The sequence below is a fragment of the Gimesia sp. genome (assembly GCF_048260065.1).
Taxonomy (GTDB): Bacteria; Planctomycetota; Planctomycetia; order Planctomycetales; family Planctomycetaceae; genus Gimesia.
The window spans coordinates 221301-236683 of the sequence record NZ_JBLXHC010000001.1 but is presented as its reverse complement, the minus strand read 5'-3'; the positions used below and the strand labels follow the sequence as shown (position 1 = coordinate 236683).

Sequence of the window (15383 nt, the reverse complement as noted above, 5' to 3'; positions counted from 1 at the left end):
TTGATACGGAAGCTATTTGACTTCCGTCTTCTGGGCGACCTTGCTGTCTGACTTATCTGTCAGAATCTTCATGGTTGCCATATAACCGGCCTTCAGATCGTTATCCATATTCTCGACTTCAGCCCAGACACGAATTGATTTTCCGTGAATTGGTTCTACTTCAACATCAAGAAAGATAATCTTGCCAGCATACTTCTTCTCTTCGATCGGCAATCGGACACCGGGAATATCCAGTTGAACCTCAACAGGGGTTCCAACCTGAAACTTCCAGGTATCTTCAATATTAACATAAGATTCGACTTTAACCCGTTTCGTACTGACCAGTTCCAGAACTTCGTCTCCGTGGCGAACCACTTCCCCCGTTGAGCGGAATTTTTTAGTGACAATACCATCAAAGGGAGCAATTATTTTCGTTTCTTCAATTTGTGCATCAATTTCATCGAGCTGTAATTTATTCATTTCGAATTCCAGCTCTGCCTGCTCGATCTGTAGATCACTCTTCTCTGCATTCAGTGTCAGGCGTTTGATATCCAACTTTGAAATGGTATTAGGTACCCGCTTATTGATATCCAGGTTCATTTCCAGTTCGACATAAGCAGTATCCCGAGCCTTTTGGGAATAACGAATCTCGATATCATTTGTCGCTTTTTTCTTCGCAGTAGCTTTTGCTGCCTGTAATGCATCACTCTTTAAAGCGGCGATTACCTGCCCTTTCTTGACCAGTTCACCTTCATTGGGCTCAACGTATTCAAGCACCCCCGGTCGATCACTCCCCAGAATGACGCGGTCGATCAGTTTAATGCGGCAGTTATTGACTGTGATCGATGACTCGGAATTAGAGGTTTCAGGCTTTTCGTCAGCACTGATACGGTCTTCGCCCACTACCAGGCAGACTGCGAATATCAGCATCGAGGAGATCAACATATTCTTCAAAGTTAAATTCATGACTTTGTTCCAAATCAGATTCGCGGTTTTTGTTGAGAGAAAATAGTATTCTGAAATGCTTGAGACAGCCCAAATACCCGGACATATAAATATAGACACTTCTGAGCTTAATATCTAACGCCTCGTTCCCCCCTCTGACAAGCGCTTTCTATGACAACATACGTTTATTTTACAGGACAGAACGGACCATAACGATGCGCTGAATTCAGGAAACACAGCCGCAAATTCCGCACACTCACCCCGACCAACCCATTTTAACAATTAAGACATCCTCGAGAGTGATTTTCCATAAAACTCACTTACTGTAAGTTACTGCCAGATTTCAAATTAAACCGGGTATACCTGATACGTATGTTATACTTTGAATATTTGAGCGTCTGTTACTATGAAGACCGTTTATAGGATTATTTGCTGCTGGATGGGTTAGGTAAATCTTCCGTTTCTTTTACGCAACATGAGTAAAAAATTACGTTTACTGCAAAATGGAATTTTGCAATCCCCCTGTTGCTCCCATAAAATCATCAAAATGTAAGACTGTCCAGCTGATGAACCTGAATTGGACTTACAGTAAAAAAACCAGTGTATATCACAAACATACCGTATAATTTGTGGAAGCGACGCTGCTTCCAGCAAGCCGGTACCGGAATTACTCGAACGACATAACAGGTAATGTATCTCCATGACTAGCACTCAATCACCGACTCCAGGCCAGACTCGTGAACGTGTCATTCGTATCGCGCGGGAGATCGAAGAGTTCGCACATTCCAATGTGGCAGCAGAGACCTTTTTTCGAGAATTTCTGCGACGTGTTGTTGCTGGGCTAGGAGCAACTGCAGGAGCCGCCTGGCTGATTGACGAAAGCGGTCGACTGGCTGTAAAAAGTGAATTGAATCTGGCTGACACCGGATTCTATGAAGAACCTGAAGCCATTCTCAAAAACCAGCGACTGTTATCTGACGTGTTATCAACGGCAGAGGCACGCATCTTCTCAGCTGATGCGGAAAGCGACGTCCACCTGCCTACGGACAATCTGATTATTGTCGCGGCTCTCACCATCCGTAAAAAACCGGTTGGTGTCATTGAAATCTTTCAACGATCCAATGCTCCCAAACAGGCTCATCCTGGCTATCTGCAGTTTGTTGAGCAAATGTCTGGTTACGCTTCGCATTACCTGGCAGAGCGTGAGAAAGCCAGTCAGACAGACGCCTCGCTGGAAGTCTGGGAGGAAGTCGACCAGTTTGTGCAACAGATACATCGCAGCCTGGATCTGACAGAAGTTGGCGCGACGGTTGTCAATGATGGTCGGCAACTTTTGAATGCAGATCGAGTCAGCCTGGCGATGCAATACGGGAAGAAAACCGCCATTGAAGCCATCAATGGTCAGGATAAAGTCAACAAACGTGCCAATACAGTTCGTCTCCTTTGCAAACTGGCAAACAAAACACTGGCCATGCGGGAAACGTTCCTGTATAGCGGTTCGAATGAATCCATTCCCCCTCAGATTGAGGAGCCACTGGCTGATTACCTGCAGGAAAGCGGAGCACGCATGATTCTGATTGTGCCTCTCTTCGAGCCGGACCAGATCATCAGGCCAGACGAAGAAGCACTGGGACGTATGAAAGATACTCCCAGAAAACTGATCGGGGGTCTGATCGTAGAGCAGATCACCGACAGCCAGCCCCGCCCTCACCTCGAAAGCCGGGCAGAGCTGCTATCGGGCCATATTGCCAGTGGAATTGCGAACTCGCGTAACTACGAAAGTATCTTCCTGATGCCTCTCTGGAGGTTCATTGGTCGCTGCTTTGCTGCCTTGCGCGGTAAAACCCTGGTGAAAACACTGGTCATTATTGCTTTACTCGTCGCCGCGGGTGTCACACTGGCACTGGTCCCTTACGATTATCGCGTGAATTGTGATGGTCGGCTGATGCCTACGATCCAGCGCGAAGTCTTTACCAACTGGGAAGGTGAAGTGGTCGAGATCCATGTTGAGAGTGGTCAACGTGTGAAAAAGGGAGATCTTCTGGTTGAAATTCGAAACGAAGATCTCAAAGCTCAGGCACTGGAAGCAGAAAACAAGCTGAATGAACTCCGGTTGATGCGTTTAACGTTGAATGCACAGCTGCAGTCCGGAAAAACGAATAATCGCCCCGCTGATGAAAACACGAAACTGCGTGGCCAGTTGAATGAGACTGAAACTCAGATTAACGGCGTGATCAAACATCTGGAGATATTGAAAGACCGTCTGGATAAATTAAATGTCAAAGCCCCGATTGATGGCGTTGTCACCACATTCCAGATCGAACAACTGCTGATCAATCGACCTGTCCAGCGCGGGGAACTTCTACTGGAAATCATGGATCCTAATGGTCCCTGGCAGTTGGAACTGGATGTGGAAGAAAAACGGATGGGACACATTCTCCGTGCCGCTGAGAAAAAGGGAGATCTGAATCTGCCTGTTGAATTCATACTGGCAACTTCGAATGAACTGACCTACGAAGGTGAAGTCACCGAGATTTCCTCGCGGGTAAACCCATCTGAAGAGAGCGGCCCTATCGTCGAAACCTATGCGACCTTTGATAAAGAAGAATTGCCGCTGCTGCGAATTGGTGCGGAAGTGAGTGCCAAGATCGATTGTGGCGAACGCAGTCTGTTCTATGTCCTGTTTGGAGACGTGGTCGAAACCTGTCGTCGTTACTTCTGGTTTTAAATAAAATCGACCGATCGACTCAAATGAAATAAAAAACTCCCCTGCTTTTCGAAACAGGGGAGTTTTTTTAATAGTTTTTCACAGCGGAATTATTTTTCATCTGCTTTAGGTTTGGCTTCTTCCTTTGCAGGAGCAGCTTTATCAGCTTCCGGCTTTTTGGATTCTGCCTTTTCATGATCATGGTCGTGTTCTGAATGATCGTGTCCTGCGTGATCGCCATGACTTAGATCGACATGAAAGTGATTATCACCAATATCGAGATGAAAATGACCATTCAGATCAGACTCGGCTTTAACTGATTCGGGGATGGCTTTCCCCTCAGCCACAAAGCGTGATGATTTACCATCCTTTTCCCCTTCCAGCGGTTTGGCTGCCAGCGGGATTTCATGTTCTTTGTCGCCGATTTCCATGTCGAAGTCGATGGAATCGCCGGCAATCGGGTAGGCCGTCTTTGCGTCAGGTCCCAGAATGAACGCTGTCAGCATTCGCTTGTCGTTATCAAACACGACTTCCACATGATACTGCTCTTCACCGACTTCAAGCAGATGCCCCCCATTGGGTCCATGTTCATGACCGTGATCGTGCCCATGAGCATGCTCGGCTTCCGCAGAGGCGTGCGAGTCTTTCTCATCGAATGTGCGGGTTTCTTCCTGCCCGGCGCAGCCTGTGAAGAGAGCCAGGGCTCCGCTGCAACAGACAACAGCTAATAATTGATTAGTACGCATTTTTAATCCTTCCGAATTGTATGAAACAAAGATTGTTGACAGCGACTTGAAACCACCGTTTTAATTACATATGCAAATCATATGCAGAATCATCACTAAAAAAAAGTAAACCAATGAAATTTCGATCAGAGATTATTGAACCTGGATCCCTTCTTCGCCTGCCTGGGCTTCATCTACCGCATCATCCTGAATATAAGTTTTGCCTTTATACCCTTGAGCAACAAAGACAAAGACCACCGCTGCAACCAGCATCAGGCCGGAGAAAAACCAGAAATAATTCGCCCCTTCCAGATACGAGTGATTCTCATCAATCATAATGACCTTATTTACTCCCGCGGTCAGCAGGTTCCCGACTGTCACTGCCAGCCAGAATAAAGACATGATGAAGGATTTCATTGATTTCGGTGCCTGTGTGTACGAGAACTCCAGACAGGTGATAGAGACCATGACTTCCGCAGCCGTTAAAACCAGGTAAGGAACGGCCTGCCAGAGAATGTGCGGTGGGTTCCCCGGAGCACGAATAATCCACGACTCGAGCAGGGCACTGATCGCAAATGAAGCGGACGCCACAAAGAAGCCAATCGAGATTTTACGCAGGGGTGTCAGCGGGAAGACCTTGTCGATCAAAGGGTAAACCACGTAGGTAAACGTCGGCACCAGCAACAGAATAAACAGGGGATTGAGTGCCTGTATTTGTGCCGGGCTCAGTTCATAATTTCCGAGCTTCAGATTCATCTTTTGCCCCTGCAGCACCCAGGAGGAACCGGTCTGATCGAAGAGTGACCAGAAGACGGGCAGAAAGACGTAAAATAGAACACAGAGATTGAGCAGTGCCTGTAAGCCTTCTCTGCTGAATGTTTCAGTGCGGAATTTTTCCCAGCCGGAGGCAGGAATGTGTACGAATTCATTGCGTCCCAGCCAGAACAGGATCGTGGCGATCAGCATCAACACTCCAGGCAGGCCGAATGCATAATGCGGTCCATACTTCTCGAGAATGACCGGAATCAGCAGGGAGGAAATAAACGCCCCCATGTTGATGGACAGGTAAAACCAGCCGAATACCCGACTAAGCAGATTCTGGTTCTGGCTGCCAAACTGGTCACCCACATGCGCCGAGACACAGGGTTTGATGCCCCCGGCCCCCACGGCGATCAATGTTAAACCGATCAGCAGTCCCGAGCGCGTTTCATCGATGGCCAGAGCCAGGTGCCCGAAGCAGTACACCACGGACAGAACCAGGATCGTGCGATATTTCCCCCAGAAGATATCAGAAATAATGGAGCCCAGCAGCGGAAAGAAATAACAGGCGGCCACGAACAGGTGGAAATAAGTCGCTGCCTGCTGGTCGCTCATGTGATCGTCCATACCTGCTGAATTCAGCATGTACTGCGTCATGAAGACTACGAGAATCCCCCGCATTCCGTAATAACTGAAGCGTTCAGCGGCTTCGTTACCGACAATATAAGGGATGCCGGTTGGCATTTTTTTCGAAGCGACGGGAGCGGTCTTGTAGGTTGGCGATGACATCGGTGAGTAAGATCCTTCAATGTGTGCTCAACTTCGGTTCAGGTTGATTCATTCTGTTGCCGGTCGGTTACCACTCGTTCCACCTGTACTCCTTCGGGAGAGGGTGTGAACTGAAAAATGGTATCGGCATAACGTTCAAACATTACCGGGTCGTGGTGACTGATCATGATAATCTGGAAGCCGAGTGCCTGCCCCGCCTCATGAATAATTTTCACTAACCGTGGTACCAGATCGGGCCGCAGCCAGCAATCCTGTTCGTCTAGTACCAGTACGCGTCGATGCTCTTTTTCATCGAGTGTCATCAACGCAAACATCCGCAGTCCGACCGAGAGGATATTCGCTACCGAGCCCCCCTGCCCCCGCATGATGTCTTCCGTGTTGCCTTCGCGTTCGATCTGAAACTCGACAGTGGCCGCGTTGCGTTTCCACTCGGCGACCGCCTTGAGTTTGAGTGGCTGTTCCAGGACTTCCTGCAAAGCGATGGTCAGCTTGTCCTGAATCATCTGCAGTTCCTGCTCGAACAGCTGTCCGCTCAGCGTCTCCAGCGCTTCGGTCACCTGTTCTGAAATCGCCAGGTACTCTTCAGTCTGCTGCAGCTGCTGTTTGAGCTGCGCCTGATCCTTCTCTTTCTGTTTGCGCACCGCGGACAATTCCCAGCAACGTCGCTGCAGACTCAGGGGAGTCCGCAACTCCGCAGGTGTGATCGCTGCATCAGTTTGAGAAGTCAGATCGCCGTTCATATCACTTATTCCAGCTGCCCCGTTCAAGGTGCATCGGACGCATTGTGGGCCGTTTCAATTTTGGTGAGTTCCGCCTCAATTTTTTCCAGGCTCTGATGATACTCAGCCCGCTTGCGGGCATTTTCGTCTTTGATCTGCTGCAATTTGGTTTTGAGTTCTTCCAGCTGATCGGTGCCGTACTCTTCCTGAGCCTGCTGTTTGAGCTCATTCAGATTCTTTTCGGCGTTTACCAGATCGCGTTCCGATTCAATTTTGCGTTTATTCAGTTTCTGGAACTGTTCCGTCAGTGTTTCAATATCGGGAACAGCTCCCGGCTGGTCATACGTCATGACTGGATACCTCGTCTGCTAATTTCTGTATTTCAGTTGCCACGGATGTTTCAAACTGTGGCAGATTTTTCTCCAGGAACAGTTTGAGACCTGCCCCCGTGTCGGTTCGGCGAGACTGTAATTCAGCCAGTCCCGAAATAAAAGCGGAAGGAAGCCCTTCCTCGGTTTCATCCTGCATTTCGGGATGAAAGATATCTTCAAATACTGCATGCGGTATTTCGAGCCGCGAACGCTGCCAGCCCGCTTTAGTCACTTCCAGCTTGAGTACGGAAGGGACGTGTGCCCGCGTGGCATCGCTGCGGGAGCGGCGAATAATGTTTCCCGGAGTGATCCAGGTCGTCTGTCCCTTTTGCACATCTTCCAGCTGCCGGTGAATGTGTCCATTCACGACATATGCCACGCCTTCAATTTCGTAGGGTCGCAGGTGACCCTGTTCTTCATATCCGGGCACCAGAATATCGTGATGCGTGACCCAGACCACGAGTGGCGACTCGGCTTCCTGCTGAAAGGCGTCGGCCTTGGGCAGTTTCTGTCCCCAGGAAGTGCCGCCCACCAGGACAGATCGTCCCGCCATGTTGCCCCGCCACGGGGTTTCAGGCGAAAGCAGGCGATAGCGACCGGCCTGGATCAGAATGCTCAGCGTGTCATGTTCATTCAGCTGGTTTTCCCGGCAGTCGTGATTACCATAGATCCCGTACACGGGCGTTTCAAAGAGCGTCAGCAACTCGCAGAGCAGCCAGTTCTGGTTGTCACGGGGGACATGAAACAGATCCCCCAGGATCACGGGCAGCAGCTTCTGTTCCTGTGCTGTCTGCAGGCACCAGCGCAGTTTTTCCAGGACCACGCGGGGATAGTCGTCTTTGCGAAACCCGGGAACCCGTCCCTCGACGTGCGGATCCCCGATGAGCAGCACCCCCTGGTATGCCTCATGCGTCATGTGCGTGCCCCCTCAATCCGGTCTCTGCAGACTGCAAAAACTGCTCCGGTTCAAGCTCTGCGCCACAAGTCGGACAGGTGGGGTGCTCTGCCACCCACTCCCGCATTTCCGCACGCACGCGTTCAAATGCGGCTTCCGCTTCCGCGTGAATCTGCTTCCGTTTCAGAAACTCGGTTTCCGCGGCGGTCCACTGCTGACAGACTTGTGCCAGCCGGGCGCCGTCCACCAGTTCAGGGGGGGGAACGCATTCCGCGAGTATTTGTGCTTCCCGTTGATCCAGATGGACCCGTTCTGCTGCTGCGGAGAGTCGCGCGATCAGCTTTTCCAGATTGTCCGGTGAGGTCAGCTGAGGAGGATCCTGCAGATCTTCCAGACAGCCGTGTGTGGCTGCTGAATGCTGGCAGATCCCGGTTTGCAGTTGAGTCTCTCTGATCAGCGTTGCCAGCGCGGACTCATCTTCAATGGTGGGCGGGACGTTCAAGGGCTCTAACGCAGTGACGGCAACCTGGGAACGCTGCTGCTCCTGTTCGATACCCTGCCAGCGCTGGACGAGTACTTCCAGTGGACGCTCATTTTCCTGCTGAAGCTCCGTAGGCAAGCCGCTCAAGCAGGCTGTACGGCGGGCATCGAGTTCTACACGTTCGCTGGCCTGCGTCAGTCCCTGAATCAGGTTTTCCAGCTGCTGTATCTGCTGTGCTTCGGCCTGGAGTGCCTGATACGTCTGATCGAGTTTCTCTAACCGCGTTTCCAGATCCGGAACTGGTTGGAGCAGTTCTAAAGTCGCGGCGTTCTGTTTCTGCTCGGCCTGCTGTCGCTGATATTCCTGCTGTGCCGCTTTGACTTTACTGCGGTGCAGCTTCTGCATTTCGATCAGGACCGATGCATCCGAGGAAGACGCAAAGAACCGGGCGGCTCGACTGCCCCGGTCGCCTAACAGAAAAATGGGTGACTTCTGCTCGCCGAAATGGACGTCGAACTCATCGCTGTCCCCCGACTTGACTTTCGCCAGCCGCAGAACTTCGGGCAGAATATCCGGGACATTATTTCTGAGCCGATGAAAGTCCTGCCCGTCAATCGTGTAGCTGACCACTTTCTTCTTGCGTTTCCATTCGATGACGTGGCCATCATCGGTTTCCACGATCACACGACACTCTTTCGCACCGTGTCTGACCATATAATCGCCAGAGGTATTTTCAGCCAGAACCTGCAGGGCAGAGACGAACGCCGACTTACCGCAGTTATTGGGCCCGGTCAGCACGGTTAACCCGGGCGACAGCTCAATCTCGGTATGCGCATGGCTCATAAAGTTATGTAGTGTAATCCGTTTCAACATGCTTCAAAGTATAATCACTTCGTTTCCCGAATCACAGGATTCCTGCCCCCGGTATTTCAGATCCGCGTCGAAACAGAGACTTGCGTTCCACAAAGGATTGGAGTCAAATAATCTGTATAACGACCAACAGGCTCAAAACCCATACTCTGCCCGATTTCTCCTGCATTTTCCAGTTAGGATTGTCCATGCTCTCACCAATTCAATATTTCCTGTGTGTTGCACTTCTTTCAGGTGTCGCCTGCTCAACACTGCTCACTGGATCCGCCCGAGGTGCCGATCAATACCGGGTCTATGTCGGCACCTATACCCGCGGCAGTGACAGCAAAGGGATCTACCAACTCCTGCTCGACAGTAAAACGGGGAAACTGACTCATGTGGATGTCACGGAGAATGTCGTAAATCCGTCGTTTCTGGCGATTCACCCCAATCAGAAATATTTATATGCGGTGAACGAAATCACTGATTTTGAAGGAGGTAATTCAGGTGCCATCAGCGCTTTTTCGATTGATTCAGCCAATGGTAAGCTGACGTTTCTGAATCAGAAAGATTCCCGGGGAGGTTCCCCCTGCCATCTGGTGGTCGATCGCACTGGAAAAGTACTGCTCGTGGCCAATTATTCGAGTGGAACAGTTTGCTCATTTCTTCTTGAAGAAGATGGTCCGCTCACTGGTCTCAAATCAATTTCACGTCATCTGGGATCTAGCGTTAATCCGCAACGTCAGCAATCGCCCCATGCTCACTCCATCAATCTGTCACCCGATAACACACGTGCCGTCGTAGCAGATTTAGGCATCGATAAGCTGGTGGTTTATTTTTTTGACCCTCAAGAGGGCTCTTTAATTCCCAATGGTTTTCGAGAGATCAAGATGGCTCCAGGAGCTGGGCCACGTCACTTTGCCTTTCATCCCAGCGGGAAATGGGGCTATGTGATCAACGAGCTGGACCTGACCGTGACCGCTATGGACTACAATCAAAAGACGGGTGAATTAGACATCATTCAGAATATCTCCACTGTTCCCGCAGGAACAAAGCGGAAAGGGAATTCAACTGCCCAGGTTCTGGTACATCCTTCTGGAAAGTTTTTATACGGTTCCAACCGGGGGCCGAACACGATTGCCATGTACCGGATTGATCAGAAGACTGGCAAACTGACGTCGCTGGGTTACCAGCCGACCGGTGGGGCCATTCCCCGCAATTTCAACATCGATCCCAGCGGTACTTTTCTGCTGGCTGCGAACCAGGATTCGAATAATGTGGTCGTATTCAAGATTGATCAAAAAACAGGTCTACTCAAACCGACGGGGCATGAAATCACTGTGCCGAAGCCGGTCTGCATCCAGTTCCTGCCTGTCAGCGCTACTCCCTGAGTGGTCTGGCGACTATAATGAGAGTCCTGCCCGCGTCATCCGTTGATAGCCGCGGATGATTCGCTTTTCAAAATATCGAGCCAGAATAAGACCGACAGACAATGTGGACGAAAATATGCGGCATTCGTGATGCCGAAACAGCCCGGATGGTGGCCGCACTTGGTGCTTCCGCACTGGGATTGAATTTTTACGCCCCCTCACCGCGGTCGATCAGCGTCGAGACCGCCCGGGAAATTCAAGCTGCGGTCGCAGGCAAAGATGTGTCGCTGGTGGGCCTGTTTGTCAATCACAGTCTGGAGGAAATCGAGGCGATCTGCGGGGCGATTTCTCTCGATCTGCTTCAGCTGCACGGCGATGAATCTCCTGAATTTCTAGCTGAACTGGGGCAACGCCTTCCCGAGTTACCCTTGATCCGTGCGTTTCGGGTGCGTGAATCAGACCTTGCATTTGTCGCCGCTTATCTGAATGAGTGTAATCGCCACGGGAAGCGACCGGACTATCTGTTGATTGACGCTTATTCACCAGAGGCTTTTGGGGGGACTGGAAAAGTGGCTCCCTGGGCTGTGATTCAGGAACACTACCTGTTTGACACATGGCCTCCGTTGATTCTGGCCGGGGGGCTGACTCCAGAGAATGTCGCGGAAGCGATCCAGACAGTCCAGCCCTATGGTGTCGATACGGCCAGCGGAGTTGAAACAGAGCCGGGAATCAAGAGTGAGGAACTGGTGTCATCCTTTATCAAAGAGTCAGAAAAAGCGTGAAATTTCACCACTGCAACTGGTATAATACGTCACAGCCCCAAAACGAAAGCTGAAGAATCAGATCTGTTTTATACAACTGCCTTGAGAATCCCGAGTTGGAGCTCTACCATATAACATAGACCGGAGTGTCTGATGTTGTGGCGCTGAGTCACTTTAAAAACAGGAGTTGCGGGGAACGCATCGTTTCTCCCAGGGAATGAAAACGACCATGTCAACTGATTACAAAATTTTACTGATCGAGGATGACCGCGAAATTTCCAGCACACTGAGTGGTGTGATCAAATCCGCGGGATATAACATCATCGTAGCTCCCAACGGCCTGGAAGGGCAGAAGCTCGCCCAGACTGAGAATCCCGATCTGGTCATCACCGATATGATGATGCCGAAAATGGGTGGTTTTCCAGTGCTCGAGAACCTGAAATCACTCCCTTCCCCACCCAAAGTGATCATGATCACTGCCAATGAAGGTGGCCGTCACAAAGCCTATGCAGAAATGCTGGGTGTCGACGATTACCTGCGGAAACCGTTCGCCATGGACGTGTTCCTGGATGCCATCGCTCGTGTTCTTGCCAAAGACAGCAACGACGAAGAGAAACCGGAAAAAGGACCGGTAACTCGCTCTCGTAAAAAATCCTGATCGGAAAAAGCTTTCAACTGCCGACTACAAAAGCGACATAGTACCAGTACAAACCTGTTACGGACGTCAGCGTGATGTCGATTGTTGAAATCCAGCCCAGCTTCTTATGAAGATTACTGTGTGCACAGGGAACAGGCGGAACAGGAATTCGTTTCAAAGCCAGAAACAGTGTTGTCGCCCAGAACAGCGGTGTGCTGACAGCAAAAATCAGGTGGACATACAACACCGTTCGAACGTACTGAAACTGTTCGGGCGTTAGAGGTGTCTCGCGCTGATTGACAATATTCTGCCAACCTCCATGCATGAGTTGCACGTCCACTTCAAACGCAGTGACTGCAACGAGCAGGACTACTCCCAGTAAAATCTGCAGTTTTTTGTGTAAGGAATAGTTATGTCTGATTTTGACTGTGAACAGGCTGAATAATAATAGAGGCACAATCAGAATGAGTGCCGAAACAACAAAATCCAACATGAATGTTGAGCGATAGCCTAAAAATCCATGCTCCATCTGAATATCCTGTCTGGGAATTGGGTAGGGACCAAACTCGTCGTCGCACACCATATCAGAACATCAGATCTCATCCAATAGCAGCCTGTCTGCTCCTCTCCAGGACTTCCTGGCATTAAAGAGATAGTTTTCGCAGTCCCCCACTTGAAGTCTCGCACAATCGGTTGATAAATTGACGAAACAGGAAACAATTCCTGTGAGAGGCATCAATTAGAAAACACAGGAGGTGTTCCCATGCAAGTTTGTGGTGTCATTCCCGCCAGACTTCAATCAACCCGACTCCCCGGAAAACTGTTGCTGAATGAAACTGGCAAATCGTTAATTCAGCACACCTGGGAAGCTGCTGCCAACTCCGAAAAACTGGACCGGTTAATCGTCGCCACCGATAGTCTGGAAATCATGGAATGTGTACATGGATTTGGCGGAAAAGCCTGTCTGACCGGTGAGCATCCCAATGGCACTGATCGTATTGCGGAAGTGGCAAAACAGGAGCTCTTCGATGCGGAAATTATTGTCAACATCCAGGGAGATGAACCTGAAATTTCACCGGTATTTATTGATCAATTGATCGAAGTTTTAATTCAGTCCCCAACCGCTGATATGGCAACACTGGCAACTCCGATTCGTGAACTGGCACAGCTGCAGGATTCATCCTGTACGAAAGTCGTCTGTCGTACGGATGGTACTGCCATGTACTTTAGTCGTCTGCCAATCCCTTTCACACGTGACCAGCAACCGGAAGCATTCCTGCCAGATCAGAGCCCCTGGCTGCTGCACCTGGGAATCTATGCCTACCGTCGGCCTTTCCTGCTGGAGCTGACCCAGATCCCCCCCACCCCTCTGGAGCAACTCGAAAAGCTCGAACAGCTACGTGCTCTGGAATCTGGTGCCACCATTCAAGTCGCTCAGGTTTCCCATCCCTCAGTGGGAATCGACACTCCTGAAGATTATGCACAATTTGTCAAACGCTATCAGCAGAAGAGTTGAGAAGCCACACCATTAGCAGACCACATCCGTGACCATAAGTAACTGATATCATTTATCTTAATCTAGCATACTGAATTCATCGCTGATGAAAGGTCAGCCGCTCTTCCTGAATTCGGGATGTGGTTTTCCTGATTTTGAAGCGTGCAATTTCAGGAAGAATTACCTATCATGCAACATTATTCAACGACGTCTCGAGAAACAGATCGCGAAATGACCAAACACACAACCAAACATATTTTTGTTACAGGCGGAGTAGTCAGCTCCCTCGGTAAAGGCCTGACTTCGGCATCCATTGGACTATTACTGGAACAACGCGGATTGAGAGTCCGCATGCAGAAGCTGGATCCTTATATCAACATCGATCCAGGAACAATGAACCCCTACGAGCATGGCGAAGTCTATGTCCTCGACGATGGTTCAGAAACCGACCTGGACCTGGGACATTACGAGCGATTCACGAACAGCCCACTCTCGCGGAAATCAAATTACACAACCGGGCAGATTTATCAGCGCGTGATTGAAAAAGAACGTCGTGGCGAATATCTGGGAGCCACCGTTCAGGTGATTCCCCATATTACAGATGAAATTAAAGAATCCGTTTATAATCTGGCCAGTTCCGACGTCGACGTCGTGATTACGGAACTGGGGGGCACAGTCGGGGACATTGAAGGGCTCCCCTTTCTGGAAGCGATTCGTCAGATCCCCCTGGATATCGGCAAGGAAAACTGTCTGTTTATCCATCTGACTCTGGTCCCCTACATCAAAGCTGCCGGGGAAATGAAAACCAAACCGACACAACATAGTGTCGGCCTGCTTCGTCAAATTGGTATCCAGCCAGACGTGTTGATTGTTCGCACAGAACGTCCCATGGATAAAGACCATGCTGACAAAATCGCCTTATTCTGTAATGTCGAAAAAGGGGCCGTCATTGAAGAGGTCGATACGGAGTATTCGATTTATGAAGTCCCGCAGGGGCTTGCTGACGATGGGCTGGATAAGTTGATTGTCAAAAAACTGCAGATCGATGCGGAACCACTGGATCTGGCTAACTGGCGATCTCTGTTGAACCGCATCAAAAACCCGGAACATGAAGTCACAATCGCAGTGGTCGGAAAATATATCGATCACAAAGATGCCTACAAATCGATTTATGAATCACTGTTCCATGCGGGGTTCCATCATTCTACACGCATCCTGCTCAAACGGATCGAAGCAGAAGAAGTCGAACGCCAGGGTGCTGAAGCCCTGCTTTCAAATGTAGATGGAATCCTGGTCCCAGGTGGATTTGGCAAGCGCGGAATCGAAGGAAAAATTGCATCAGTCAAGTTTGCCCGTGAAAACAAGATCCCTTACTTTGGAATCTGCCTGGGGATGCAATGCGCTGTCATTGAGTTTGCCCGAAATGTTCTGGGACTGCCTGATGCACACAGCACCGAATTCAACAGCGAATCGAGCGCTCCTGTAATCTGCCTGCTGGAAGAGCAGAAAGAGATTACGGAAAAGGGAGGCACCATGCGACTGGGAGCCCAGGACTGCATTATCTCCCAAGGCTCGCACGCGCATACCTGCTACGGCGCTGACTCAATCAGTGAGCGTCATCGTCACCGTTATGAATTCAATCCCGAGTATCGCAAACCATTGATTGAAGCAGGCATGATTCCCACCGGAACCAGTCCCAATGGAAACCTGGTGGAAATTGTGGAGATTCCGGATCATCCCTGGTATCTGGCAGTGCAGTTCCATCCGGAATTCAAATCGAAACCTGTCAGCCCACATCCCCTGTTTGCAGGCTTTGTCGGTGCCGCTTTGAATTATCACCAACAGAAAGTGCGAGTCTCTGTCTGAAATAAAGACAGAGCGTATCTTTGACTGTCACCACC

At 50.0% G+C, this 15383-nt stretch carries 14 protein-coding genes; 6 read left to right on the top strand and 8 right to left on the bottom strand.

The genetic code is table 11. The annotated features are described in order from the left end of the window. Positions 1 to 12: 12 nt before the first annotated feature. Complete coding sequence (locus ACN0YN_RS00910) at positions 13 to 945, bottom strand: efflux RND transporter periplasmic adaptor subunit (protein ID WP_417383090.1); 933 nt, start codon at positions 943 to 945, stop codon at positions 13 to 15. A 679-nt stretch (positions 946 to 1624) separates the two neighbouring features. Between ACN0YN_RS00910 and ACN0YN_RS00905 the strand changes: the two genes are divergently transcribed. Next, positions 1625 to 3652: an efflux RND transporter periplasmic adaptor subunit gene (locus tag ACN0YN_RS00905; protein ID WP_417383089.1), complete on the top strand. Its 2028-nt coding sequence runs from the start codon at positions 1625 to 1627 to the stop codon at positions 3650 to 3652. An 89-nt stretch (positions 3653 to 3741) separates the two neighbouring features. Here ACN0YN_RS00905 and ACN0YN_RS00900 read toward each other — a convergent pair whose 3' ends face one another. The 6 genes from ACN0YN_RS00900 to ACN0YN_RS00875 form a co-directional block, all read right to left on the bottom strand. Continuing rightward, a complete protein-coding gene (locus ACN0YN_RS00900) occupies positions 3742 to 4377 on the bottom strand; it encodes a hypothetical protein (protein ID WP_417383088.1) in 636 nt (211 codons plus the stop codon). Between the two features lie 132 nt (positions 4378 to 4509). Next, positions 4510 to 5904 (bottom strand): POT family MFS transporter, encoded by a 1395-nt coding sequence (locus tag ACN0YN_RS00895; RefSeq protein ID WP_417383087.1) that lies wholly within the window; start codon positions 5902 to 5904, stop codon positions 4510 to 4512. A gap of 38 nt (positions 5905 to 5942) precedes the next feature. Beyond that, positions 5943 to 6644 carry a DNA repair protein gene (locus ACN0YN_RS00890; RefSeq protein ID WP_417383086.1) on the bottom strand — a complete coding sequence of 234 codons (702 nt, stop codon included), beginning with the start codon at positions 6642 to 6644 and terminating at the stop codon, positions 5943 to 5945. 23 nt (positions 6645 to 6667) lie between these two features. Then, positions 6668 to 6973, bottom strand: coding sequence for a hypothetical protein (locus ACN0YN_RS00885; RefSeq protein ID WP_417383085.1), 306 nt, complete (start codon positions 6971 to 6973; stop codon positions 6668 to 6670). After that, on the bottom strand, positions 6963 to 7910 hold the full coding sequence (locus ACN0YN_RS00880; protein ID WP_417383084.1) for a metallophosphoesterase: 948 nt from the start codon (positions 7908 to 7910) through the stop codon (positions 6963 to 6965). Before ACN0YN_RS00880 ends, ACN0YN_RS00885 begins: the two co-directional genes overlap by 11 nt. Then, positions 7900 to 9243 (bottom strand): AAA family ATPase, encoded by a 1344-nt coding sequence (locus ACN0YN_RS00875; protein WP_417383083.1) that lies wholly within the window; start codon positions 9241 to 9243, stop codon positions 7900 to 7902. The genes ACN0YN_RS00880 and ACN0YN_RS00875 overlap by 11 nt, the downstream gene beginning before the upstream one ends. A gap of 185 nt (positions 9244 to 9428) precedes the next feature. Between ACN0YN_RS00875 and ACN0YN_RS00870 the strand changes: the two genes are divergently transcribed. The 3 genes from ACN0YN_RS00870 (at position 9429) to ACN0YN_RS00860 (ending at position 12008) form a co-directional block, all read left to right on the top strand. After that, positions 9429 to 10610, top strand: a complete 1182-nt coding sequence (locus tag ACN0YN_RS00870) for a lactonase family protein (RefSeq protein WP_417383082.1) — start codon at positions 9429 to 9431, stop codon at positions 10608 to 10610. 101 nt (positions 10611 to 10711) lie between these two features. Then, positions 10712 to 11371 (top strand): phosphoribosylanthranilate isomerase, encoded by a 660-nt coding sequence (locus tag ACN0YN_RS00865; protein WP_417383081.1) that lies wholly within the window; start codon positions 10712 to 10714, stop codon positions 11369 to 11371. A gap of 208 nt (positions 11372 to 11579) precedes the next feature. Continuing rightward, on the top strand, positions 11580 to 12008 hold the full coding sequence (locus ACN0YN_RS00860; protein ID WP_417383080.1) for a response regulator transcription factor: 429 nt from the start codon (positions 11580 to 11582) through the stop codon (positions 12006 to 12008). 13 nt (positions 12009 to 12021) lie between these two features. Here ACN0YN_RS00860 and ACN0YN_RS00855 read toward each other — a convergent pair whose 3' ends face one another. Then, on the bottom strand, positions 12022 to 12516 hold the full coding sequence (locus tag ACN0YN_RS00855) for a DUF420 domain-containing protein (RefSeq protein WP_417383079.1): 495 nt from the start codon (positions 12514 to 12516) through the stop codon (positions 12022 to 12024). 234 nt (positions 12517 to 12750) lie between these two features. On the opposite strand from ACN0YN_RS00855, the gene kdsB reads away from it, so the two are divergent. Beyond that, positions 12751 to 13503, top strand: a complete 753-nt coding sequence (kdsB, locus tag ACN0YN_RS00850; protein WP_417383078.1) for a 3-deoxy-manno-octulosonate cytidylyltransferase — start codon at positions 12751 to 12753, stop codon at positions 13501 to 13503. Between the two features lie 168 nt (positions 13504 to 13671). After that, a complete protein-coding gene (locus tag ACN0YN_RS00845) occupies positions 13672 to 15348 on the top strand; it encodes a CTP synthase (RefSeq protein ID WP_417383077.1) in 1677 nt (558 codons plus the stop codon). Positions 15349 to 15383: the final 35 nt, after the last annotated feature.

What these genes read in the sequence shown, in the direction of transcription:
- ACN0YN_RS00910 (WP_417383090.1), bottom strand. Translation starts at nt 945, where the DNA reads ATGAATTTAACTTTGAAGAATATGTTGATCTCCTCGATGCTGATATTC.
- ACN0YN_RS00905 (WP_417383089.1), top strand. Translation starts at nt 1,625, where the DNA reads ATGACTAGCACTCAATCACCGACTCCAGGCCAGACTCGTGAACGTGTC.
- ACN0YN_RS00900 (WP_417383088.1), bottom strand. Translation starts at nt 4,377, where the DNA reads ATGCGTACTAATCAATTATTAGCTGTTGTCTGTTGCAGCGGAGCCCTG.
- ACN0YN_RS00895 (WP_417383087.1), bottom strand. Translation starts at nt 5,904, where the DNA reads ATGTCATCGCCAACCTACAAGACCGCTCCCGTCGCTTCGAAAAAAATG.
- ACN0YN_RS00890 (WP_417383086.1), bottom strand. Translation starts at nt 6,644, where the DNA reads ATGAACGGCGATCTGACTTCTCAAACTGATGCAGCGATCACACCTGCG.
- ACN0YN_RS00885 (WP_417383085.1), bottom strand. Translation starts at nt 6,973, where the DNA reads ATGACGTATGACCAGCCGGGAGCTGTTCCCGATATTGAAACACTGACG.
- ACN0YN_RS00880 (WP_417383084.1), bottom strand. Translation starts at nt 7,910, where the DNA reads ATGACGCATGAGGCATACCAGGGGGTGCTGCTCATCGGGGATCCGCAC.
- ACN0YN_RS00875 (WP_417383083.1), bottom strand. Translation starts at nt 9,243, where the DNA reads ATGTTGAAACGGATTACACTACATAACTTTATGAGCCATGCGCATACC.
- ACN0YN_RS00870 (WP_417383082.1), top strand. Translation starts at nt 9,429, where the DNA reads ATGCTCTCACCAATTCAATATTTCCTGTGTGTTGCACTTCTTTCAGGT.
- ACN0YN_RS00865 (WP_417383081.1), top strand. Translation starts at nt 10,712, where the DNA reads ATGTGGACGAAAATATGCGGCATTCGTGATGCCGAAACAGCCCGGATG.
- ACN0YN_RS00860 (WP_417383080.1), top strand. Translation starts at nt 11,580, where the DNA reads ATGTCAACTGATTACAAAATTTTACTGATCGAGGATGACCGCGAAATT.
- ACN0YN_RS00855 (WP_417383079.1), bottom strand. Translation starts at nt 12,516, where the DNA reads ATGGAGCATGGATTTTTAGGCTATCGCTCAACATTCATGTTGGATTTT.
- kdsB (WP_417383078.1), top strand. Translation starts at nt 12,751, where the DNA reads ATGCAAGTTTGTGGTGTCATTCCCGCCAGACTTCAATCAACCCGACTC.
- ACN0YN_RS00845 (WP_417383077.1), top strand. Translation starts at nt 13,672, where the DNA reads ATGCAACATTATTCAACGACGTCTCGAGAAACAGATCGCGAAATGACC.